This window comes from Mycobacterium sp. E3198, from assembly GCF_001667015.1.
Taxonomy (GTDB): domain Bacteria; phylum Actinomycetota; class Actinomycetes; order Mycobacteriales; family Mycobacteriaceae; genus Mycobacterium.
The window spans coordinates 1-20,234 of record NZ_LZIS01000082.1; the positions used below are offsets into that span (position 1 = coordinate 1).

Sequence of the window (20,234 nt, forward strand, 5' to 3'; positions counted from 1 at the left end):
GCCCTGCGGCTGGCCGCCGACGTAGGGTCCCTGCCCATAGGGATTGGCCCCGTAGGGATCCTGACCGTAGGGCCCGCCCGGGGGAGCCGTCATCGCGCAACCACCATCCTCTAGTCCTCCGGCTTCACCTTGGCCATCGCCAACACGTCGAGGCGGCGGTCCAGCTCTTCTTCCGACAGCTTGTCACCGATCAGGCCGCGGTCGATGACGGTCTGGCGAATCGTCTTGCGCTCCTTGAGCGCCTGCTTGGCCACCGCGGCGGCCTCCTCGTAGCCGATCGCCGAGTTCAGCGGCGTCACGATCGACGGCGACGATTCGGCCAGCTCGCGCAGGTGCTCGACGTTGGCCTTCAAGCCGGTGATGCAGCGCTGGGCGAACAGCTTCGAGACGTTGGTCAGCAGCTTGAAGGACTCGAGGATGTTGCGGGCCATCATCGGGATGTAGACGTTGAGCTCGAACGCGCCGCTGGCGCCGCCCCAGGCGATCGCGGCGTCGTTGCCGATCACCTGCGCGGCGACCTGCGTGACCGCCTCCGGCAGAACGGGGTTCACCTTGCCCGGCATGATGGAGCTGCCCGGCTGCAGGTCCGGCAGCTGGATTTCGGCCAGGCCGGTCAGCGGCCCCGAGCCCATCCAGCGCACGTCGTTGGCGATCTTGGTCAGCGACACAGCGATGGTGCGCAGCGCGCCCGAGGCTTCGACCAGCCCGTCGCGGGCGGCCTGGGCCTCGAAAGAATTGGCCGCCGAGCGCAATTCACCCAGGCCGGTGGAGGCGACCAGCGTCTCGACCACCTTGGCGCCGAACCCGTCGGGAGCGTTGAGCCCGGTGCCCACCGCGGTGCCGCCGATGGCCAGCTCGCCCAGCCGCGGCAGCGTCGCGCGGACCCGCTCGATGCCGGCCTCGATCTGGCGGGCGTATCCGCTGAATTCCTGGCCCAGGGTGACCGGGACGGCGTCCATCAGGTGGGTGCGGCCGGACTTGACGACCGTGTGCCATTCGCGGGCCTTGCTCGCCAGCGCCTCGTGCAGCACCTCGAGCGCCGGGATGAGGTGGCGCACCGCGGCCTCGGTGGCCGCGATGTGCGTGGCCGTCGGGAAGGTGTCGTTGGACGACTGCGACATGTTGACGTCGTCGTTGGGGTGCACCGTCACACCATTGGCCGCCGCGATCGACGCGATCACCTCGTTGGTGTTCATGTTCGAGCTTGTCCCCGAACCGGTTTGGAACACGTCGATGGGGAACTGGTCGTCGTGTTGGCCGTCGGCGATCTCGGCCGCGGCGGCGATGATGGCGTCCGCCTTCTCCGGCGCCAGCAGGCCCAGGTCCTTGTTCACCTGGGCGCAGGCGCCCTTCAGCAGGCCCAGCGCCCGGATCTGGGCGCGCTCCAGGCCCCGTCCCGAGATCGGGAAGTTCTCGACCGCGCGCTGGGTTTGGGCGCGCCACAACGCTTTCGCGGGCACCCGGACCTCGCCCATGGTGTCGTGCTCGATGCGGTATTCGGTATCGGTGGCGCCGTCGGCCATTGGTTGCAGTCCTTGTCTTTAAGGCGTGGTTTCCGGGTCTAGGGCAGGGGATAGGCGGCGGAACTGTCGCCGGTGAAGTCGATCGCGGAGTACTCGTTGAGCTTGGAGAGCCGGTGGTAGGCCTCGATCATGCGCACGGTCCCGGACTTCGACCGCATCACGATCGACTGGGTGGTGCAGCCGCCCGGGTAGTACTGCACGCCCTTGAGCAGGTCGCCGTTGGTGACGCCGGTGGCGCAGAAGAACACGTTCTCGCCGGACACCAGGTCCTCGGTGGTCAGCACCCGGTCGACGTCGTGGCCGGCGTCGATCGCCTTCTGGCGTTCCTCGTCGTCCTTGGGGGCCAGCTGCGCCTGGATCGCGCCGCCCATGCAGCGGATCGCGGCAGCGGCGATGATGCCCTCCGGGGTGCCGCCGATCCCGGCCAGCATGTCGGTGCCCGACAGGTACCGGCAGGCCGAGATGGCGCCGGCGACGTCGCCGTCCGTGATCAGCCGGATGCGGGCCCCGGTCGCGCGGACGTCCTCGATCAGCTGGGCGTGCCGCGGCCGGTCCAGGATGCACACCGTCATGTCGCGCACCGACAGCGCCTTGACCTTCGCGACGGCCTTGATGTTCTCGGAGATCGGCGCGGTGATGTCGAGCACGTCGGCGGCCTCGGGCCCGACGGCGATCTTGTTCATGTAGAACACCGCCGACGGGTCGAACATCGCGCCGCGGTCGGCCACCGCCAACACCGAGATGGCGTTGGGCATGCCCTTGCTCATCAGGGTGGTGCCGTCGATCGGGTCGACGGCGAAGTCGCACTCCGGGCCGTCGCCGTTGCCGACCTCCTCGCCGTTGTAGAGCATCGGCGCGTGGTCCTTCTCGCCCTCGCCGATGACCACCACGCCGCGCATCGACACCGTGTTGACCAGTTCGCGCATCGCGTCGACGGCCGCGCCGTCGCCGCCCTCCTTGTCCCCGCGGCCCACCCAGCGGCCCGCGGCCATCGCGCCGGCCTCGGTGACACGTACCAGTTCCAGGGCCAGGTTGCGGTCTGGTGCTTCGCCGCGCGACCGTGGCTGCGATGCTGTCATGGTTGGAGATTGTCCCAGAAGCGGATCGGTCTGCGGGAACTGGGATACTCGGGAGATGACCGAGCAGCCGCAGCCGAACGCCGAGGTAGGCGAGCCGGCACCGGCGCCCCGTGCGGCCAAGCCCCGGCTGCTGCAGGACGGGCGCGACATGTTCTGGTCGCTCATACCGCTGGTGATCGCGTGCATCGCGCTGGCCGGCCTGGTGGGAATGTGCTCGTTCCAGCCGGTCGGGACCAACCACGGGGCGATCCCGGCCTACGACGCGGCCGGGGCGCTGCGGGCCGATGCCCAGACGCTGGGGTTTCCCATCCGGCTGCCCCGGTTGCCCGGCGATTGGCACGCCAACTCCGGCGGCCGCGGCGGCATCGAGGGCGGTCGCAAGGACCCCTCGACCGGTCAGCGGCTCAACGCGGCCACCTCGACCGTCGGGTACCTCAGCCCGACGGGAATGTATCTGAGCCTGACCCAGAGCAACGCCGACGAGGACAGGCTCGTCGCCTCGATCCATGCGTCGGCGTATCCGACCGGGACGGCCGACGTCGACGGCACCACCTGGGTGGTCTACCGCGGCGCCGGCCAGAACGACGTCGACGCCGAGCCGATATGGACCACCAGGCTCACCGGTCCGGCCGGGGCCACCCAGCTCGCCATCACCGGCGCCGGTGGCGCCGATCAGTTCCGTACGCTAGCGGCGGCGACGCAATCCCAGCCGCCCCTGCCCGCGCACTGAAGGGAAGGCACGTGACCGCACCCGAAGCAGACCTGTCCGGATGGTCCGTGGCGCCGTTTCTCGGCGGCGGCTACACCCACGACGTCTACCGCAAGGGCACCGGGCCGGGGGTGGTGTTGATCCCGGAGATTCCCGGCATCCATCCCGGCGTGCTGGGCTTGGGGAATCACCTGGTGGACAACGGCTTCACCGTCGCCATGCCCTCCCTGTTCGGTGAGCCGGGCAAGCCCAAGACGGGCGGCTACATCCTCAGCTCGATCGCGCGGGCCTGCGTCGCAAGGGAATTCGCGGCGTTCGCCACCAACAAGCAGCGACCGGTGTCGTTGTTCCTGCGCGCTTTGGCCCGCGACCTCAACGCGTCGACGCCGGGTAAGGGCGTCGGCGTCATCGGCCAGTGCTTCACCGGTGGCTTCGCGTTGGCCGCCGCCGTGGACGACAGCGTTCTGGCCCCGGTGCTGTCCCAGCCGTCGGTGCCGCTGCCGTTGGGCCGTGCGCGACGCGCCGATCCCGGGTTGAGCGAGTCCGAGTTCGCCACCGTCGCCGATCGCTGCGCCAACGACGGCCTGTGCGCTCTTGGCCTGCGGTTCAGCGAGGACAACGTCGTGCCGCGGGAACGGTTCGCGACGCTCAAGGCGCGCCTCGGCGACGCGTTCGAGGTCATCGAGATCGACTCGAGCCCCGGCAACGCAGGGGGCTTCGCCAAGGGCGCGCACTCGGTGCTGACCGACGAGGTCCGCGAAGTCGACGGTCAACCCGCATATGAGGCCCGCAAACGGGTAGTCCAATTCCTAACCGAGCGGCTTAGTTAGGAAGTTTGCGAGCATGGCGACCGACGACCGCGTGGTCGAAACTGCTTACGGCCCGGTCCGCGGCGCCGCCGACGGCGACGTGCGGACGTGGAAGGGCATTCGATACGCCGCGCCGCCCGTCGGCGACCTGCGTTTCCGGCGACCGCAGCCCCCGCGGCCGTGGACGGACGTCGTCGACGCCACCGCCTACGGGCCCGCCTGCCCCCAACCCGACTTTCCGAACATGCCACTGGAACTCGGCGCGCCGCGGGACGAAGACTGCCTGAGGCTCAACGTCTGGGCCCCGGCCCACGCCCAGCCCGGTGACGCGAAGCCGGTGATGGTGTGGCTGCATGGCGGCGCCTACGTCCTGGGGTCGGGCAGCCAGCCCCTCTACGACGCCCACCGGCTGGTCACCGGCGGCGACGTGATCGTCGTGACGGTGAACTATCGGCTTGGGGCCCTGGGCTTTCTGGACCTGTCGTCCTTCAGCACGGCGCGGCGCCGCTTCGACTCGAACATCGGGCTGCACGACGTGCTGGCCGCGTTGCGCTGGGTGCGCGAGAACATCGCCGCTTTCGGCGGCGATCCCGACAGGGTCACGCTGTTCGGCGAGTCCGCGGGCGCGGGGATCGTCACGACGCTGCTGACCGCCCCCGCGGCCGAGGGCCTGTTCGCCGGCGCGATCGCCCAAAGCTCGCCGGCCACATCGGTGTACGACAGAGACCGGGGCCGGCGGGTCGCCGTGAGCTTCCTGGACAAGCTGGGAATCGGCCCCGCCGAGGCGGATACGCTGGCCGACGCGCCGATCGCGGCCATCCTGGCCGCCTCGCAGGAGGTGTTCGACGAGGTGCCCGTGCGCAACCCGGGCACGCTCGCGTTCGTCCCGATCGTCGACGGCGAACTGCTGCACGACTACCCCGTCAAGCTGGCCCAGGCGGGCCGTTCGCACCCGGTGCCGTTGATCATCGGGACCAACAGGCATGAGGCGGCGTTGTTCCGGCTGATGCGCTCGCCGCTGATGCCGATCACCCCGCGCGCGATCACGTCGATGTTCACCCAGATCGCCGCCGAACAGCCCGACCTGCAACTGCCCACCCAGGAGCAGATCGTCTCGGCGTATTCGCGATTGGGGCGCAGGGCAAGGTTTTTGAGCATCGCCACCGACGCCGGGTTCCGGATGCCCTCGGTGTGGCTGGCCGAGGGCCACAGCACGGTGGCGCCGGTGTATCTGTACCGCTTCGACTACGCGACCCCGTTGTTGAAGCTGCTGCTGGTCAACGCGGCCCATGCCACCGAATTGCCCTACGTCTGGGGAAATCTGGGCGCGCAGGGGGATCCGACGCTGCGGCTCGGCGGTACGCGAACCGCCATGGCGATCTCGAAGAGGGTGCGCACCAGATGGACCAACTTCGCCACCCACGGCAAGCCCGCGGGCCCCGACGGCGAGCCGGATTGGACGCCCTATCAGGACGTCGACCGCGCCTGCCTGCTCATCGACAAGCGTGACACCCTCGCCAGTTACGTCGATGCGCACATCCGCGCCGCGTGGGGCGACGAGATGGTGAGCTTCCGCTAACTACTCAGTCCCGCTTTGGCTTTCCGGCGTGGCAGCCAGGTGCGGCGGGCGGGTCGCTCGTCGGACGTGTCGAGTTCGACGCCTTTGTACACGGCGAGGTACACATCGATCGTGGTGACGATGAGGATCATCAGCACGGGACCGATGACGATGCCCCACGGGCCGAACATGGCGATGCCCGAGAACACCGACAGCAACATCAGCGCCGGGTTCAGCCGTGCGTCGCGCGGAACCAGGATGGGGCGCAGGAAGTTGTCGATGTTGGTGACCACCAGCAGATGCCAGAGGACGACGAACGCGCCCCCGGCGATATTGCCGTAGAAGATCATCCCGATGCCGAACGGAATCGTCACGATGCCGCCGCCCAGTGGAATGATCGACAACGCGGTCAGCAGGATCGCGAAGATGAAGAAACCGTGGTGGAACCCGGCGACGTAGATGGACGCGGCGCCGGCGACGCCCTGGCACAGCGCGATGACGAACTGGCCACTGACGGTGCCGCGCACCATGGCTCCGGCCTTCTGCACGTACAGCTCCGTCACCTCGTCGCCGAGCGGGTTGAGCTGCCCGATCAACGTTCGCAGCTTCTCGCGATGCACCAGCAGCGCGACGAACACGTACAGAAAGATGATGGCAGAGGCGACGGCGCCCGCGAGGCCACCGATGGCGCCCTGCAAGAAATGCAACAGCCATTCGCCGACGTTGCGCCCCACCGTCACCATCGCCTTGCGAAGCGTCTCCGCGGTTATTGTGGCGTGCGCGAACGGAACTCGTGCCAGCAGGTCGTTGACGGCGTGCAGAACCCTATCGCCCAGCCCGCTCAGGTCCGTCGTCTTGACCCAGCCGGCGATGCTGTCGACCATGCGCGAGATCTGAACGAAGGCCAGCACCACGAGCAGTCCGACCGGCACGATGACGATGGCCAGCGCCGACAACAGGGTGCAGGTGGCCGACAAGCCCGTGCCCAGACGTCTGTTGAACCGGTTGAACATTGGCGTGAACAGGTAGGCCCCGACCGCGGCCACCACGATGAGCACGAAATAGTTGCGCAGGAAATAGGCGCCGAACAGCACGGCGATCAGCGTGAAGATTGCCAGCGCGCGCTTTTGCGTGAGCGTGAATTCGGCGTTCATGCGCACCGGGCCGCCCTCCGCGTCGTCGCTTTGAGCGCCACCCTAACCGCTGGCGGTGGCCTCGGCTTGGCTTTTCATCTGCCCGAACAGCTCCACGTAGTAGGGCAGGCATTCCGACATCGCCTTGTCGGTGGTGAACAGCGGCTCATAGCCGAGGTCGCGGCGCGCCTTGTCGATCGAGAAGTAGTTGTCCAGGTACAGCCGCTCGACGGCCAGCGGTTCGAGCAGCGGGGCCGGTATCCCGAACCGGAAATGCATGCGCTGCCAACCGGTCATGGCCGCGCGGACCAGCGGCCCGTTGACCCGGACCCGCGGCCAGTTCACTCCGCAGGCCTCGACCACCGGCCGCGCAAACTCGAACATGTTGATCGGGTCGGCGTCGTTGATGAAGTACGCCTGACCGGGCGCGGTCCCGCCGGGCACCAAATGCTGGGCGGCCAGGATGAACCCGTGAATCAGGTTGTGCACGTACGAGTTATCGAGCCGGGCCGATTTGCGCCCGATCAGCACCTTGACGTGGCCGGCGATCACGCTTTCGAACAGCTTGCGAAACATCGTCTGGTCGCCGCGGCCCCAGATGCCGCTGGGCCGGATCGCGCACGTCAGCATGTCGCCGACGCCGTTCTGGCTCAGGACGAATCGCTCGGCGACCACCTTGGTCTCGGTGTAGAGGTCGTTGAACCTGTCGGTGTAGGGCAGGGTCTCGTCTCCGCCGGCGATGTTCTGCCCGCCCATCACCACGCTGTTGGACGACGTGTACACGAACCGCTTCACCCCGGCCGCCTGCCCCGCGTGCACCAGGTTCTCGGTGCCCCCGACGTTGACGGCGAAGCTGCGCTGCCGGTATTCGTCGCTCACCGACGCGCCGCCCATCAGCTCGATGAGCGCGGCGGTGTGGAACACCGTGTCGACGCCGTCCACCGCCGCAGCGCAGACGCCCGCGTCGGTGACGTCGCCCTGCAGCACCTGAAGGCTGGCGTGCTCGGGAAGCGGCGAGGGGGCGCGGTCGAAGGACCGCACCTGGTAGCCGCGGTCGAGCAGCGTGGTCACGAGGTTGGCGCCGACAAACCCCGAGCCGCCGGTGACCAGGACGCGGCCCAGTTCGGTTGTCAGTGATGCATCACCCATAGTTCGCGAAGCATAGTCCAGAACAACTGGAACGTGTTCCAAATGTCCGCCGCAGTCAGCCCGCGTCGGGCTCACCGGCCGCGAGCGCGTCCTCGACCCGCTTGCGCGCGCCAGCTAAGTGCTCTTCGCACCTTTTCGCCAGCTGTTCGCCCCTTTCCCACAGCTGCAGCGACGCGTCGAGGTCCAGTCCGCCCTGCTCCAGCAGCCGCACCACTTCGACCAGCTCGTCGCGGCAGGCCTCATAGCCAAGCTGACTAATGGGAGTAATTGACTCCACCGATTCCTCATCGTCGGATGCCATCGGTCACCCCCTCGCTCACGGCCGCCACGGCGCCGTCGGCCACCCGCACCCGCAGCCGGGTGCCCGCGGGCGCGTCGTCGACCGAGCGCAGCACCGCCGCAGGTCCGCCGTCGGGAACCGTTTGCACCACGGCGTAGCCGCGGGCCAACGTGGCCGCGGGGCCCAGCGTGGCCAGCCGCGCGCGCAGATGGCCGACGCGGTCGGTCTCCGCGGCGACCAGCCGCCGGATGTCGCGGCGCACGGCCGAACGCGCGCGGTGGATTTCGTCGGCGCGCGCGGTCAGGGCCGTCAGCGGTTCGGCCAGCACCGGCCGGCTGCGCAGCTGGGTCAGGTGCCGTTGCTCGCGGGATACCCAACTGCGCAGCGCCAGGGCGCTGCGCCGGCGCAGCTCGCCGATGAGCCGCTGCTCGGCGGCGGTGTCGGGCACCACCCGCTTGGCGGCGTCGGTGGGGGTGGCGGCGCGTAGGTCGGCGACCAGGTCGCACAGCGGGTTGTCGGGTTCGTGGCCCACCGCGCTGATGACCGGGGTGCGGCACGCCGCGATCGCGCGGCACAGGGTCTCGTCGGAAAACGGCAGCAGGTCCTCGACGCTGCCGCCGCCGCGGGCAACCACGATCACGTCGACCTCGGGGTGGCCGTCGAGTTCACGCAGCGCTTCGACGATCTGCGCGACCGCGTTCGGCCCCTGCACCGCGGTGTTGCGCACGGCGAAACGCACTCCGGGCCAGCGCGCGCCCGCCACCGTCGTCACGTCGTGTTCGGCGGCGCTCGCCCGCCCGGTGATCAGCCCGATCATGCTGGGCAGGAAGGGGATTGGCCGCTTGAGCCGCGGATCGAACAGGCCCTCGGCGTCCAGCAGGCGGCGCAGCCGGTCGATGCGCGCCAGCAGCTCGCCGACGCCGACCGCGCGAATCTCGCTGAGCCGCAACGAGAATGTGCCCCGCCCGGTGTAGAACGAGGGCTTGCCGCAGACCACCACCTGGGTGCCCTCGTCGAGTCTCACCGGCGCGTTGGCCACCAGGTCGCGCGAACACGTCACGGTCAGCGACATGTCGGCGGCCGGGTCCCGCAGCACCATGAACACGGTCTTGGCGTTGGGCCGCATCGAGATCTGGGCCAGCTGGCCCTCGACCCAGACGGCGCCCAGCCGGTCGATCCAGCCCGCGACCCGGACCGCGACCGCGCGCACCGGAAAGGGGTTCTCCGCGGAGTTCGCGTCGGGATTGGCTCGGGTCACTTCGCGTTCGCGCGGGTGATCCTGTTGGCCAGCAGCGTCTGAAACGGTGCGCGGGCCTTGGTGGCCTGCTCGTAGGCCAGCAGGGCCTCGAGTTCGTCGACGTTCAGCGATTGCAGCCGGGCCCGCAGTTGGGCCAGCGTCAGGCTCGCGTAGTCGAGCTCGGCGGCCACCTCCGGTTCCTGCACAGCCGTCTTGGCCGCGGCAGCCTTCGGCTTCTTGACGGGTTTGACGAGCGCGCTGGCGTCCTCGTGCGCGTCGGCGACCGAGTACAGCGCGAATCGTCCCTCGGCCCGGCGCTCGCCGTCGTCGCCGTCCGGCGCGGCGTTGCCCGCGTCGATCGCGTCCTCGGGCAGGTCCTCGTCGAAGGTCGCCCACTCCGGCTTCTCGTCCTTGGGCGGAAAGATCGACTCCAGGGTGCTGTCGCCCTTGATCACCAGCTCGGCCAGGTTCTGCTGAAACCGCATCACCAGGTGGGCCGCGGTGCTGACAACCGTCATGGGATACATCAGGATTGTCTTCGGCAGCTTCATCGTCTCCTCGACGGCGACTGTCGCCGCGCCGACTATCAGCCGAACTCCGTACGGTGCAGTAGCCATGAGTCCAAGACTGCCTTAACCCGCGGCCAACTCCAAGCCCGCCACCGGCCGGTACCCTGAATGTCATGCCGCCGACTGTTGACATGGGAATTCCCGGTGCGGCCAGCTCCGTAGCCAACGACCCGGTCCGCAGGAGGGTGCTCCTGGCGGAGCCGCGTGGCTACTGCGCGGGGGTGGACCGGGCCGTCGAGACGGTGGAGCGCGCCCTCGAGAAGCACGGCGCCCCCGTCTACGTGCGCCACGAGATCGTGCACAACAAGCACGTGGTCGACACCCTGGAAAAGGCCGGCGCCGTCTTCGTCCAGGAGACCGACGAGGTCCCCGAGGGGGCCATCGTGGTGTTTTCCGCGCACGGCGTCGCGCCGACCGTGTACGCCGCGGCCGCCGAACGCCACCTGCACACCATCGACGCCACCTGCCCGCTGGTGACCAAGGTGCACAACGAGGCCAGGCGGTTCGCCCGGGACGACTACGACATTCTGCTGATCGGCCACGAGGGTCACGAGGAGGTCATCGGCACCGCCGGCGAGGCGCCCGACCACGTGCAGCTGGTCGACGGGGTCGGCGCGGTGGCCAACGTCACGGTCCGCGACGAGAACAAGGTGGTCTGGCTGTCGCAGACCACGCTCTCGGTGGACGAGACGATGGAGATCGTCGAGCGGCTGCGGCAGCGCTTCCCGAAGTTGCAGGACCCGCCCAGCGACGACATTTGCTACGCCACCCAGAACCGGCAGGTCGCGGTCAAGGCGATGGCGCCCGAGTGCGAGCTCGTGATCGTCGTCGGATCCCGCAACTCGTCGAATTCGGTGCGGCTGGTCGAGGTGGCGAAGGGCGGCGGAGCGGCGGCGGCCTACCTGGTCGACTGGGCCGACGATATCGACCCGGCCTGGTTGGAGGGCGTCACCACGGTGGGCGTCACCTCCGGCGCGTCGGTCCCCGAGGTGCTGGTGCGCGGTGTGCTGGAGCGGCTGGCCGACTGCGGCTTCGACGTGGTGCAGCCGGTGACGACGGCCCAGGAAACCCTGGTGTTCGCGCTGCCCCGCGAGATCCGGTCGGCTCGCTAGCCTTCGTACTCCCAGGACTCCGCCGGAAAGCCGCGCGGCGCGCGGCGCCGCCGGGCGGGTCCGGGATCTTCGGCCGGGCCAGGGTCGCGGTAGCGCACCTGCGAGATGGGGTGGTGTGTCGGGTTGGAGCCGTTCCCGGTGGGGGTGGCACGCCGCCGCCGGGGCTCGTAGGCCTCGTAGGGGTCATAGCCGTCGAAGCGGCTGCCGCGGGGAACCGAGCTTTCGTACGGCCGTTCGTAGGGATTGCGGCGGGTACGCGGCTCGCGACGGGTTTCGCGGGGCGGCTGGCGAACATCGGCATCGTCGTGTGGCCTGGGGCGGCGCCGTGGCCGGGGCGGCGGGTCGGCCGGGTCGAAGTCGCGGGGGGGCGCCGGGCGGCGGCGCCGCGGGCGCTCGTCGCGGGCGTCCCGGGGATCGCGTTCGTCGTCCAGCGGGGGCCGGGCACGCCGGGAATGCGCCCGCCCGGCACGCTCGGGCCGATCGGCGCGCGTCGCGCGGCCGGTCCTCGGAGCGGGTTTCGGCGAACGGCCGGCCGGGCGGGCGCGCCTCGGGCCGCTGGGCGCCTCTTCCTCGTCGTCCTCGGTGCTACCGAGGCCCAGCAGCGAATTCAGTTTCGCGCCAAGGGCGCCGACGACCGAGCTGCGCGCCCCCGTGGCCGCGGCGTCGTCCCCGGCTTCGGCGGCCGCCGGTTGCGACTTCCCGAAATACCACCGCAGCAGGCCGATGAGCAGCACGACGCCCGCGGTGCCCAGCATCAGCGGGAAACGCTCGATGAGCGGATAGCCGCAGTTGATCAGGAGGTCTTTGAGGTTGCCGATCTTGCGCCCATGGAACATCCAGTAGGCGCCCGGCACCGCGCAGAACAGAATCAGCGGGGGCTGAATGATCGCGGTGAACACGCCGTCCTGCCGCACGGCCAGCACCGCGGCCACGCAGCCGGCTATATAGAAGCCGGCGAAGACGTGGGTCAGATCCTTGTGACCGGCGTCGATCGCATAACCGACGGCCGTCGCGGTGACGGCCAGGACCAGGGCCGCCCACCACGGCACACCTGGGATGTTGGGGTGAATCGAGCGGTGGCCAGCCTCGACCGCCGATCTTGCCCGCTGTTCTGGCACATGTAGACCGTACCGGGAATGGGCCGAAACGCCGGTAAAGACCTTGTTAGGACCGCTGGCGCGCCACGGCGTCGCACACGCCTGAGCGGCTCGCCCTACACTTGAATCCCCGTGAGCCTGAGCCTGGGAATCGTGGGCCTGCCGAACGTCGGCAAGTCGACGCTGTTCAATGCGCTGACCAGGAACAATGTGGTGGCGGCGAACTATCCGTTCGCCACGATCGAGCCCAACGAGGGCGTGGTTTCGCTGCCGGACCCGCGGCTGGACAAGCTGGCCGAGCTGTTCTCCTCCGAGCGCATCGTCCCTGCGCCGGTCACGTTCGTCGACATCGCCGGCCTGGTCCAGGGCGCGTCGGAGGGTGCCGGGCTGGGCAACAAGTTCCTGGCCCACATCCGCGAATGCGACGCCATCTGTCAGGTGGTGCGGGTCTTCTCCGATGACGACGTGACGCATGTGGCCGGAGAGGTCGATCCGAAGTCCGACATCGAGGTCGTCGAGACCGAGCTGATCCTGGCCGACCTGCAAACGCTCGAGCGCGCGCTGCCCAGGCTGGAGAAGGAGGCGCGCACCAGCAAGGAGCGCCGGCCCGTCCATGACGCGGCGGTCGCCGCCCAGGCGGTGCTGGACGGCGGCAAGACGCTGTTCGCCGCGGGCGCCGACGTGTCGTTGTTGCGCGAGCTGAACCTGTTGACCACCAAGCCGTTCCTGTATGTCTTCAACGCCGACGAGGGGGTGCTCACCGACGCCGAGCGGGTCGCCGAGCTGCGCCGGCTCGTCGCCCCCGCCGACGCCGTATTCCTCGACGCCGCAATCGAATCCGAGCTGATCGAGCTCGACGACGAGTCGTCCGCCGAGCTACTCGAGTCGATCGGGCAGACCGAGCGCGGCCTGGACGCGCTGGCCCGGGCGGGATTTCACACGCTCAAGCTGCAGACCTTCCTGACGGCGGGCCCAAAAGAGTCGCGGGCGTGGGTAATTCATCAGGGCGATACCGCGCCCAAGGCCGCCGGGGTGATCCACACCGACTTCGAAAAGGGTTTCATCAAGGCCGAAATCGTGTCCTATGACGACCTGATCGCCGCCGGTTCGATGGCGGCGGCGAAGGCGGCCGGCAAGGTCCGCATGGAGGGCAAGGACTACGTCATGGCCGACGGCGACGTGGTCGAATTCCGCTTTGGATCAACATCTACAAGCAAGGCCAAGGCATAGAACCTTCCGACTGGACACGTGTCCAGCTATCGTGACCATCACGTTGACGTAAACGGAGATGGGGCCGAGATGAGCAAGGTTCCGAGCCGAAAGGCCCGCTTGGCGCACGCAGCCAAGCACGCCGAGCTGTGGAATGCAGGAAAAAAGGACGAGTGGGTGGCCTCCTGGCGCACCATCTGTCCAGGCGAGGTGCGCATGTTCGACCCGGTCGGCACCGAGGAGAAACACGGATTCGCCGCCGCGACGTCGGACGCCTTCGACATGTTTCAGTCGATCCTCAAGATCAAGATGATCACGGTTCAGGTCAATGGGAACGAGATGGCCTGGGTGTGCGAGAACCACTTCGGCACCGAACCGAACGTCGGCGTTGCATACAGCATCGAGACCTTCGCCTGGGACGACGACGGAAACCTGCTCATCAAGACCTACTATCCGATGCCGGAATCGGTTGGTGGCGACGCTGACCCGTATGCCCATCTGCTGGAAGGACAGCAGTAGTCCGGGGCCGACGGCGACGTGGTCGAATTCCGGTTCAACGTCTAGCGGATCGACTCGCTACGCGACGGCGGGCGCGAGGCTGCCCGGCTGCGCCGACTGCCCGCCCAGCTTGGTCAAGGCGAACCGGTGCGCGATGGGCACGCTGCTGTGGTCGGTATATCCGCACGCGGCCTCGGTGCGGACGACGACCATCGTGCCCAGCCCGGTGGCGGGGTCCCAGGTCCATTCGTCGAAGCCCCTGTGCACCGACCCGTCGGGGCAGCGCCACGCCGCGGGATTGGGCGGAAAGCTTGCATGCCACCGATCGGCATAGAACTTGGCCTGGCCCGAGGTGTTGGCAAAATCGACCTGGACGCAGCCGATACCGCACGACGTGGCCTTGAAAGTCTGATCTTCGAGGCTGCCGTCCGGGAAGTGGAGGCTATACATCCCACTCACCATCTGGTCGGCCACCACCGGGTCGGCCGCCGCCGGCGCGGCGAGCGGGATAGCCACGGTAGCCAGCGCGACGGTCGCTATCGCTGGGATCTTCCTCATCGGCGTTCCTTATCTGGTAGCCCTTCGGCAGCACAATACGACCATGTCACCGGAAAATACAGGCCCACAAAGGGGTTTGCTGCGATCACCAGCGCCGTTGGAATCCGGCAGGGCGCTTCAACGTCTGCGGCAGCGCTAGAGCAAGTGGTCGCTCCCGGCGTTAAGGTTGAGCCGTGGTCGCTGCCGAAAACCGTGCCGCCACGCCAGGCGGACTCGAGCCTCGCGACGCCGAGTCCGAGCGGCGCGAGGAGGCGATCGCGCTGCGCGAGGGTGAGCTCTTGAGGCGCGAGCGGGTTGCCGACGAACGAGACCGCGTCGCCGATGAGCGGGACCGGCTCGCAGATGCCCGCGAGCAATTCGCCGATGAGCGCGAGCGGGCTGCGGATGTCCGCGAGGGCGCGACCGAGCAGCGCGAGCGTGAGCGAATGCAACGCGCCGACGAACGCGAGGAGCGCGAGCACGCCGCCGCCGAACGCGAATCGGCCGAAATCAGGCGTGCGGTGGCAGAGACCAGGCGACGTATCCAGACGCCCCCGCCGTCGGCGGACCAGGAGGCTCGGCCGTAGTGGATTGGTGGGCGATGGCGACGGCAAGGCAGACGAGACCGTGGGTTCGGCGGTCCGCGAACGTGCTGCTCGGTTGGGGGTTGGCGTTGGCCGCTTCCGGGCTGGCCGGCGGCCCCTGGGCGCAGGCGGCGCCGGCCCCAGCACCCGCCAATCATTGGTGCCCTGGTGATCAATGGGACCCGGGCTGGGGAACCGTTTACAACTGGGACTGGCACCAGTGCCACGACTGGCAGGGCCGGCCGGGCCAAAGCGGTCCGGCGGGGTGGGGACCGTGGGGGCCCCCGATGGGGTGGGCGCCGCCGCAGCCGCCCCCGCCGCCGTGGGCGCCCGGGGCGCAGCTGATGTGGAACCCGACCGTCAACGTGTGGGGATTCTGGAACAACGGAGTGTGGACTCCCGCCTGAGGGTGGTTGTCGGAGGCGCCGCCTAGCCTGGCGTCGGCGCAGGACACCGCGCACCGATCGCCGATAGGGGAGGCTCCATGAAGTTCGTTTCGACCCGCATCATCACGGCCGACGTCAACCGGCTGGTCGATTTCTACGAGGCGGTCACCGGGGTTGTCGCGGTCTGGGGCAACGAGCTGTTCGCCGAGATCCCGACGCCGGTCGGCACGCTGGCCATCGGCAGCGACAAGACGGTGCCGCTGTTCGGGGACGGCTCCGCCGAGCCGGCGGCCAACCGGAGCGCGATCGTGGAATTCCTCGTCGAGGACGTGGACGCGGAATACGAGCGCCTGCGCGACCGCGTCGGCGAGGTCGTGACGGAGCCCACCACCATGCCGTGGGGAAACCGCGCGCTGTTGTTCCGGGATCCGGACGGCAACCTGGTGAACCTGTTCACTCCAGTCAGCGACGAGGCCCGCGCCAAGTTCGGACTCTGACTGTCAGGCAACGGAATTCGAACCGGAGTGCCTTGCTAACCGGCGGCTTGACCGCCATACCAGTGCGTTACGTCGTCGCCGCGCTCGTAGCGGTCAAACCACTCGCGCGCGAAGGCCGGCACGGATTCGCCGGCCGGGTCGAAGAACGGGTTCTGGCTCAGAATCAGTCCGTGCAACGCCAGGCGTTTGTCTTTGCGGGAAACGTTCCCAAGCATTGGCGGTGCGAGGCCGCGGTCCGACCGACCCCGTAAAGCGCGCCTGCGCAGCCGACCTCGCATGCGCCCCGATAGCGACATCTCGTGGGGGTCTATCACCCGATCCTGCTCGGGCACATGAGCATTCACCCCATTTTCATAGATGGGAACCAGGGTGCCCATGAGGTGCCGAATCATGCTCGGGAGAACGCGCAGGCGATAAAGCCGCTTGCCCACGACTGCGTTGTAGAGGGTCAGCGCCGAACTGCGGTGTTCGACTTCTTCCACCATGTGCCACAGCAACAACGAGGCCACCCGATCGTCGCCGGGCCGAAACATGATGCCCTCGTTGTCCAATAAGAACCTGAAGGTGGGCGTGAACATCGCTTCCAGGTTGGCGATGTAGGCCCATCGGTATTCGAGCGACTTGGTCTTGGTCACCCAGTCGTATGAAGTCATGATCTCGTCGAGGGTCCCTTGCAGCCCCGGGTACCGCCGGACGAGGGCTGTGACGTGTTGGCGGTGGGCGTTGGCGTGCTGGGCTTCTTGGCGCATGAACGCATCCGCCTCCGACGCGACCCCGGGGTCGGTGAAGTGTGGTTTAGCCTCTTGCACCGCCTCGACAATCATCTTCTCGAAGCAGATCGCGATGAACGACATCATGTTCACGGCGTGCGAGAACATCGGATTGTCGGGGTGCCAGACCATTGGCACGGGCGCCGAGAAGTCAAACCGCAGACGGCGCACCTGCAGATCAGTCATCAGCTCACCTCTTGCCAGGGGCTCAAAGATCGGGCTCGCCAATGCCGACTGCTGCCGCCGACGCCGACCATACATAACACGATATTGTATGGTCGAGGCGCGGGTCAACCATCCGGGCGCGACGTGACCGCCCGGCCGAACCGGTCAGGCGTTGCTGCGCGGCGAGGTTCGCGTTCGGCGCCCGTGCGGGGCGCGTGTGGTCGCGGCCGGACGCCGCGGGGTGGTTTTCCGCGTTGTCAGTGCCATCACGACCGGTGTGACCCACGCAGCCAGGTAGTTGCGCAGCACTTGGCCTCGCCGCGGCGGACGCCCGGGATCGATGACAAACGATTGCAGGATCCGCAGCATGTACTCGGTGAGGGCGTCGAGTTGGTCGTCGGTGATCCCGGTCGCGTGCCAGTCAACTGCAAAGCGTTCCAACATGGTTCGGCCGAATCTCAGTGCGGTGTCCGACGTCACTCCGGCGGCGAACGCGCCCTTTTGACCTGGGGACAGGAGCAAGCCGAGATACGGTTCCTCAGGCAGGCGTTCGAGGGTGTGGGCCATGGCCTCGACGACGGCCTCCGCGGGGTCATGGATTTCGGCCAGATGCCGGGTCAGTGCATCGAGATACGGCGCAGTTTCCGAGATGGCTGTCGCGATCAGCAGTGAATCGGTGCTGGGAAAATAACGATAAACCGTCTGGCGTGTGACACCGAGCTCTCGCGCGATGTCCGTGATGCGAATTTCGCTGCCATTCCGGTCAATCGCTCGCTTGGCGGCGGCAAGGATTCGGTCGATGGCCTCGGCGTCCGAGGCCGGCGCGGCGCCCGACCAACCGTGGGTGCGCATCAGCGCGCGGGTCCGGTGCGACAGCCAACAGCCATAGCTAGACGTTACTGGAAGCCGCCGCGCCGGTGCTCCGGGTCGCTCGCTATCGCCCGGCGGCCAAGGGCGCGGCGACGTGGCGGTGTCGTGTGCGGCTCGTCGTACCCGCATAGCAGCCCAGGATCAATGCCGAAGAAAGAACGAAGGTGATTAACCCATAGGCGAGCGACCCGGTCGGAGCTCCTTGGGGCGTCACGCCGTTCTGCGCCCGAAGGTAGTCGGGCAGCGCAGCTCCCCAGAACAGGACGCACGCAGCCAGGTACACGCAGAGGGAGATCAGCGCGAAGTAGTCACGCTGGACGCCGGCCGGTACCAGGGAGGGGTTTTGGCGGCGCGCAACATATTCACGCGCAAGCACGACCCCGGTCACCGCCGCCGCGCCTGCGATCAGCAGCCACGTCCCGACCAGCCGGGCGGTGAGGATAGGAACGCCGGAGAGGTTCAGCAGCCACGCCGGTAGCGAGGACAGGAACATGACCGGCCAGGTGAAGATGCAGACCGCGACGACGTTGCGCGCCACCCGCCATCCGTTAGGCGCGGGTCGCTTGCACACCAGCAGGGCGACCAGGGCCAAGCCGAAGGGCAGGCCCAGCGAGAAGGCTTGGATATTGAGGTAGGGAACCACGCCGAGCGCGGGAACCGAGCCCGGCAGGCTTTGATTCCAGACCCACCAACGGAATTGGACGCCCACCGTGTCGACCACTTCATACAGGCAGTGGAAGGTGAACGCGACGCACGTGGCGCCGACAACGGCGTTGTGGCGCAGGAAGATTCCCGTCCGCTGGATCAAGATATACGAGACGTAGGTGTAGACGGGATACATGGCCACGATATAGAGCGGCAGCCGGTCGAACAGGAACTGCACCGAAAACTGGTTGTGCACAAAGGTCAGGCCCAGCGAGTTCTGCAGGCCGAACCACTGCGGGAAGTAGGCGATCGGTTCCACCAGCAACAACGCGAATATCGATGCGATCCAAACGACGAGGTTGGAGGAATCGCCGCGTTCGCGGCGCCAGCGCAGCGCATGGAATAGGCACGCGACCGCCCCGACGACGAGAAGCACTTCGATCAGCGGCATCGTCCAGTGCTGCAACTCGAGCGGGTTGGTCAAGGTGATGAACGGATTGCCGTCGCAGCGCAATCCGCCGAGGCCGCGAGTCAGTCGTTCGTACTCGGCAGTGCAGGTGTCCACATTGACCCTCCGTAGGCTCGGGTGACTGGACATTGACCATACACATGTAGTAAATGTGTGGTCTAGACCAAACGGGCCCCGCGCCGCAAGGCGCAACCACGGGGTCGTCGGGCCGCAACGAGATTGGCGTCCAGCACATGATCGAAGTCTTCGCCCACGAACTCGACGTGGCGTGGCAATACCTGGACGCGCGGTGATGGCCGCACCCAAGCGGCCCCAGCAGTTGGATTCCCCGCTACTGCCGGTCGTCTTCCGCCACATGAGCCGGGCGCAAGTGTGGGTATACCGAAAGACCAACGGTCGCATCGGCGGCAAGTGGCGTATCGGCGCCGGCTTCCGCAAACCCGTGCCGACGCTGCTCCTCGAACACCGCGGCCGCAAATCGGGCAAGCTGTTCACCGTCCCGCTGCTGTATCTACGCGACGGGCAGGACATGGTAGTGGTCGCCTCCCAAGGCGGCCTGCCGAATCATCCGCAGTGGTATCGCAACCTGGTCGCGCATCCCGACACCATCGCCCAGATAGGGGGCGAGCGGAGACCGGTGCGCGCGGTGACCGCCGACGCGCAGCAGCGCGGCCGCCTGTGGCCGCGCCTGGTCGAACTCTATGCGGACTTCGACACGTACCAGAGTTGGACCGAACGCGGGATCCCGGTCGTCATGTTGCAGCCGCGCTGACCTCGGCGGCGTTCGAGTTTCGCTTCTAGAAATTTGCTGGATTGCAATCGAGTCGCTATCGATGTGGCGCACGCCATTGTGCAATTAACGCATGACGAAGGCCACAAATTTTGGTTCTTAATGAATGTAATTGCTAGCGTGCCTGCCCATGGTTGTATTAGCAACGTTGATGACGCTCATCAATCAGGTCTCCGGGACGCCCTATATCCCGGGCGGAGATTCTCCCGCCGGGACCGATTGCTCCGGGCTCGCCTCCTGGGTCGCCAACGCGGCGACCGATAGGCCGGTTTTCGGCAGCCGATTCAACACCGGCAACGAGGAGGCCGCGCTGTTGGCCCGGGGCTTTCAGTACGGAACCGCTCCCAACGCGTTGGTGATCGGCTGGAACGGTGGCCACACGGCGGTAACCCTGCCGGACGGCACGCCGGTGTCCAGCGGCGAGCGCGGCGGCGTGCACATCGGTGGTGCTGGCGCCTACCAGGCCGGATTCACCCACCACATGTTCCTGCCGATGCCCGACGGCGAAGATTCCGGCCGCCGGATCGACGTGGAAATGAAGCCGCCGACGCTGTTTGAG

The 20,234-nt window shown here is 67.8% G+C and carries 24 protein-coding genes; 12 read left to right on the forward strand and 12 right to left on the reverse strand.

Going from position 1 to position 20,234, the window contains the following annotated elements; genetic code table 11:
* Positions 1 to 110: 110 nt before the first annotated feature.
* Both A5673_RS09090 and glpX read right to left on the reverse strand, forming a co-directional pair.
* Complete coding sequence (locus A5673_RS09090; protein WP_068230179.1) at positions 111 to 1,523, reverse strand: class II fumarate hydratase; 1,413 nt, start codon at positions 1,521 to 1,523, stop codon at positions 111 to 113.
* A 38-nt stretch (positions 1,524 to 1,561) separates the two neighbouring features.
* Positions 1,562 to 2,602 carry a class II fructose-bisphosphatase gene (gene glpX / locus A5673_RS09095; protein ID WP_068230181.1) on the reverse strand — a complete coding sequence of 347 codons (1,041 nt, stop codon included), beginning with the start codon at positions 2,600 to 2,602 and terminating at the stop codon, positions 1,562 to 1,564.
* 55 nt (positions 2,603 to 2,657) lie between these two features.
* Here glpX and A5673_RS09100 point away from each other — a divergent pair, with 55 nt between their 5' ends.
* Genes A5673_RS09100 through A5673_RS09110 form a run of 3 tightly spaced genes read left to right on the forward strand, consistent with a single transcriptional unit; the run spans position 2,658 to position 5,699 of the window.
* Positions 2,658 to 3,332, forward strand: coding sequence for a DUF4245 domain-containing protein (locus A5673_RS09100; protein ID WP_068230184.1), 675 nt, complete (start codon positions 2,658 to 2,660; stop codon positions 3,330 to 3,332).
* A gap of 11 nt (positions 3,333 to 3,343) precedes the next feature.
* A complete protein-coding gene (locus tag A5673_RS09105; protein ID WP_068230187.1) occupies positions 3,344 to 4,141 on the forward strand; it encodes a dienelactone hydrolase family protein in 798 nt (265 codons plus the stop codon).
* Positions 4,142 to 4,154: 13 nt separating this feature from the next.
* Positions 4,155 to 5,699: a carboxylesterase/lipase family protein gene (locus tag A5673_RS09110; protein ID WP_068230189.1), complete on the forward strand. Its 1,545-nt coding sequence runs from the start codon at positions 4,155 to 4,157 to the stop codon at positions 5,697 to 5,699.
* On the opposite strand, the gene A5673_RS09115 is transcribed toward A5673_RS09110, so the two are convergent.
* From A5673_RS09115 to A5673_RS09135, 5 genes are read right to left on the reverse strand one after another with little or no spacing between them, the layout of a single operon-like run.
* A complete protein-coding gene (locus tag A5673_RS09115; RefSeq protein ID WP_068230191.1) occupies positions 5,696 to 6,832 on the reverse strand; it encodes an AI-2E family transporter in 1,137 nt (378 codons plus the stop codon). The genes A5673_RS09110 and A5673_RS09115 overlap by 4 nt on opposite strands.
* A 42-nt stretch (positions 6,833 to 6,874) precedes the next feature.
* Positions 6,875 to 7,960: an NAD-dependent epimerase/dehydratase family protein gene (locus tag A5673_RS09120; RefSeq protein ID WP_068230193.1), complete on the reverse strand. Its 1,086-nt coding sequence runs from the start codon at positions 7,958 to 7,960 to the stop codon at positions 6,875 to 6,877.
* A gap of 55 nt (positions 7,961 to 8,015) precedes the next feature.
* Positions 8,016 to 8,261, reverse strand: a complete 246-nt coding sequence (locus A5673_RS09125) for an exodeoxyribonuclease VII small subunit (protein ID WP_068230196.1) — start codon at positions 8,259 to 8,261, stop codon at positions 8,016 to 8,018.
* On the reverse strand, positions 8,245 to 9,498 hold the full coding sequence (xseA, locus tag A5673_RS09130) for an exodeoxyribonuclease VII large subunit (protein WP_068230198.1): 1,254 nt from the start codon (positions 9,496 to 9,498) through the stop codon (positions 8,245 to 8,247). Before xseA ends, A5673_RS09125 begins: the two co-directional genes overlap by 17 nt.
* Positions 9,495 to 10,094, reverse strand: a complete 600-nt coding sequence (locus A5673_RS09135; protein WP_068230200.1) for a lipid droplet-associated protein — start codon at positions 10,092 to 10,094, stop codon at positions 9,495 to 9,497. Before A5673_RS09135 ends, xseA begins: the two co-directional genes overlap by 4 nt.
* Before the next feature lie 65 nt (positions 10,095 to 10,159).
* Between A5673_RS09135 and A5673_RS09140 the strand changes: the two genes are divergently transcribed.
* Entirely contained in the window at positions 10,160 to 11,158 is a 999-nt protein-coding gene (locus A5673_RS09140) for a 4-hydroxy-3-methylbut-2-enyl diphosphate reductase (protein ID WP_068230202.1), read from the forward strand.
* On the opposite strand, the gene A5673_RS09145 is transcribed toward A5673_RS09140, so the two are convergent.
* The gene (locus tag A5673_RS09145; protein WP_082958634.1) at positions 11,155 to 12,276 is read right to left on the reverse strand and encodes a DUF6542 domain-containing protein; all 1,122 of its coding nucleotides are present in this window, start codon (positions 12,274 to 12,276) and stop codon (positions 11,155 to 11,157) included. The genes A5673_RS09140 and A5673_RS09145 overlap by 4 nt on opposite strands.
* A gap of 111 nt (positions 12,277 to 12,387) precedes the next feature.
* Between A5673_RS09145 and ychF the strand changes: the two genes are divergently transcribed.
* Positions 12,388 to 13,485, forward strand: a complete 1,098-nt coding sequence (ychF, locus tag A5673_RS09150) for a redox-regulated ATPase YchF (protein ID WP_068230204.1) — start codon at positions 12,388 to 12,390, stop codon at positions 13,483 to 13,485.
* 69 nt (positions 13,486 to 13,554) lie between these two features.
* Positions 13,555 to 13,983, forward strand: coding sequence for a hypothetical protein (locus A5673_RS09155; RefSeq protein ID WP_068230207.1), 429 nt, complete (start codon positions 13,555 to 13,557; stop codon positions 13,981 to 13,983).
* Between the two features lie 57 nt (positions 13,984 to 14,040).
* On the opposite strand, the gene A5673_RS09160 is transcribed toward A5673_RS09155, so the two are convergent.
* Positions 14,041 to 14,520 carry a hypothetical protein gene (locus A5673_RS09160; RefSeq protein ID WP_068230210.1) on the reverse strand — a complete coding sequence of 160 codons (480 nt, stop codon included), beginning with the start codon at positions 14,518 to 14,520 and terminating at the stop codon, positions 14,041 to 14,043.
* A gap of 173 nt (positions 14,521 to 14,693) precedes the next feature.
* On the opposite strand from A5673_RS09160, the gene A5673_RS09165 reads away from it, so the two are divergent.
* The 3 genes from A5673_RS09165 (at position 14,694) to A5673_RS09170 (ending at position 15,966) form a co-directional block, all read left to right on the forward strand.
* A complete protein-coding gene (locus A5673_RS09165; RefSeq protein ID WP_068230213.1) occupies positions 14,694 to 15,086 on the forward strand; it encodes a hypothetical protein in 393 nt (130 codons plus the stop codon).
* A 14-nt stretch (positions 15,087 to 15,100) separates the two neighbouring features.
* Positions 15,101 to 15,490: a hypothetical protein gene (locus tag A5673_RS28290; RefSeq protein ID WP_197518336.1), complete on the forward strand. Its 390-nt coding sequence runs from the start codon at positions 15,101 to 15,103 to the stop codon at positions 15,488 to 15,490.
* A 77-nt stretch (positions 15,491 to 15,567) separates the two neighbouring features.
* The gene (locus A5673_RS09170) at positions 15,568 to 15,966 is read left to right on the forward strand and encodes a VOC family protein (RefSeq protein ID WP_068230217.1); all 399 of its coding nucleotides are present in this window, start codon (positions 15,568 to 15,570) and stop codon (positions 15,964 to 15,966) included.
* Between the two features lie 35 nt (positions 15,967 to 16,001).
* On the opposite strand, the gene A5673_RS09175 is transcribed toward A5673_RS09170, so the two are convergent.
* From A5673_RS09175 to A5673_RS09185, 3 genes are all read right to left on the reverse strand, one after another.
* Positions 16,002 to 16,922: a metal-dependent hydrolase gene (locus A5673_RS09175; protein WP_068230220.1), complete on the reverse strand. Its 921-nt coding sequence runs from the start codon at positions 16,920 to 16,922 to the stop codon at positions 16,002 to 16,004.
* Positions 16,923 to 17,066: 144 nt separating this feature from the next.
* Entirely contained in the window at positions 17,067 to 17,753 is a 687-nt protein-coding gene (locus tag A5673_RS09180) for a TetR/AcrR family transcriptional regulator (protein WP_068230223.1), read from the reverse strand.
* An 82-nt stretch (positions 17,754 to 17,835) separates the two neighbouring features.
* A complete protein-coding gene (locus A5673_RS09185; protein WP_068230226.1) occupies positions 17,836 to 18,981 on the reverse strand; it encodes a hypothetical protein in 1,146 nt (381 codons plus the stop codon).
* 53 nt (positions 18,982 to 19,034) lie between these two features.
* Here A5673_RS09185 and A5673_RS29025 point away from each other — a divergent pair, with 53 nt between their 5' ends.
* The 3 genes from A5673_RS29025 to A5673_RS09195 all read left to right on the forward strand — a co-directional run.
* Entirely contained in the window at positions 19,035 to 19,178 is a 144-nt protein-coding gene (locus A5673_RS29025; protein WP_156748031.1) for a hypothetical protein, read from the forward strand.
* Positions 19,178 to 19,657 (forward strand): nitroreductase family deazaflavin-dependent oxidoreductase, encoded by a 480-nt coding sequence (locus A5673_RS09190; RefSeq protein WP_068230229.1) that lies wholly within the window; start codon positions 19,178 to 19,180, stop codon positions 19,655 to 19,657. The genes A5673_RS29025 and A5673_RS09190 overlap by 1 nt, the downstream gene beginning before the upstream one ends.
* Before the next feature lie 148 nt (positions 19,658 to 19,805).
* Positions 19,806 to 20,234, forward strand: a 429-nt coding sequence (locus A5673_RS09195; RefSeq protein ID WP_231970970.1) for a C40 family peptidase, incomplete at its 3' end; no start/stop codon positions are given.

Coding starts and splice junctions, on each gene's coding strand:
- A5673_RS09180 (WP_068230223.1), bottom strand. CDS start 17,753: ATGCGCACCCACGGTTGGTCGGGCGCCGCGCCGGCCTCGGACGCCGAG.
- A5673_RS28290 (WP_197518336.1), top strand. CDS start 15,101: ATGGCGACGGCAAGGCAGACGAGACCGTGGGTTCGGCGGTCCGCGAAC.
- A5673_RS09135 (WP_068230200.1), bottom strand. CDS start 10,094: ATGGCTACTGCACCGTACGGAGTTCGGCTGATAGTCGGCGCGGCGACA.
- A5673_RS09115 (WP_068230191.1), bottom strand. CDS start 6,832: ATGAACGCCGAATTCACGCTCACGCAAAAGCGCGCGCTGGCAATCTTC.
- glpX (WP_068230181.1), bottom strand. CDS start 2,602: ATGACAGCATCGCAGCCACGGTCGCGCGGCGAAGCACCAGACCGCAAC.
- A5673_RS09110 (WP_068230189.1), top strand. CDS start 4,155: ATGGCGACCGACGACCGCGTGGTCGAAACTGCTTACGGCCCGGTCCGC.
- A5673_RS29025 (WP_156748031.1), top strand. CDS start 19,035: ATGTGTGGTCTAGACCAAACGGGCCCCGCGCCGCAAGGCGCAACCACG.
- A5673_RS09170 (WP_068230217.1), top strand. CDS start 15,568: ATGAAGTTCGTTTCGACCCGCATCATCACGGCCGACGTCAACCGGCTG.
- A5673_RS09100 (WP_068230184.1), top strand. CDS start 2,658: ATGACCGAGCAGCCGCAGCCGAACGCCGAGGTAGGCGAGCCGGCACCG.
- A5673_RS09190 (WP_068230229.1), top strand. CDS start 19,178: ATGGCCGCACCCAAGCGGCCCCAGCAGTTGGATTCCCCGCTACTGCCG.
- A5673_RS09155 (WP_068230207.1), top strand. CDS start 13,555: ATGAGCAAGGTTCCGAGCCGAAAGGCCCGCTTGGCGCACGCAGCCAAG.
- A5673_RS09160 (WP_068230210.1), bottom strand. CDS start 14,520: ATGAGGAAGATCCCAGCGATAGCGACCGTCGCGCTGGCTACCGTGGCT.
- A5673_RS09140 (WP_068230202.1), top strand. CDS start 10,160: ATGCCGCCGACTGTTGACATGGGAATTCCCGGTGCGGCCAGCTCCGTA.
- A5673_RS09120 (WP_068230193.1), bottom strand. CDS start 7,960: ATGGGTGATGCATCACTGACAACCGAACTGGGCCGCGTCCTGGTCACC.
- A5673_RS09125 (WP_068230196.1), bottom strand. CDS start 8,261: ATGGCATCCGACGATGAGGAATCGGTGGAGTCAATTACTCCCATTAGT.
- A5673_RS09090 (WP_068230179.1), bottom strand. CDS start 1,523: ATGGCCGACGGCGCCACCGATACCGAATACCGCATCGAGCACGACACC.
- A5673_RS09175 (WP_068230220.1), bottom strand. CDS start 16,922: ATGACTGATCTGCAGGTGCGCCGTCTGCGGTTTGACTTCTCGGCGCCC.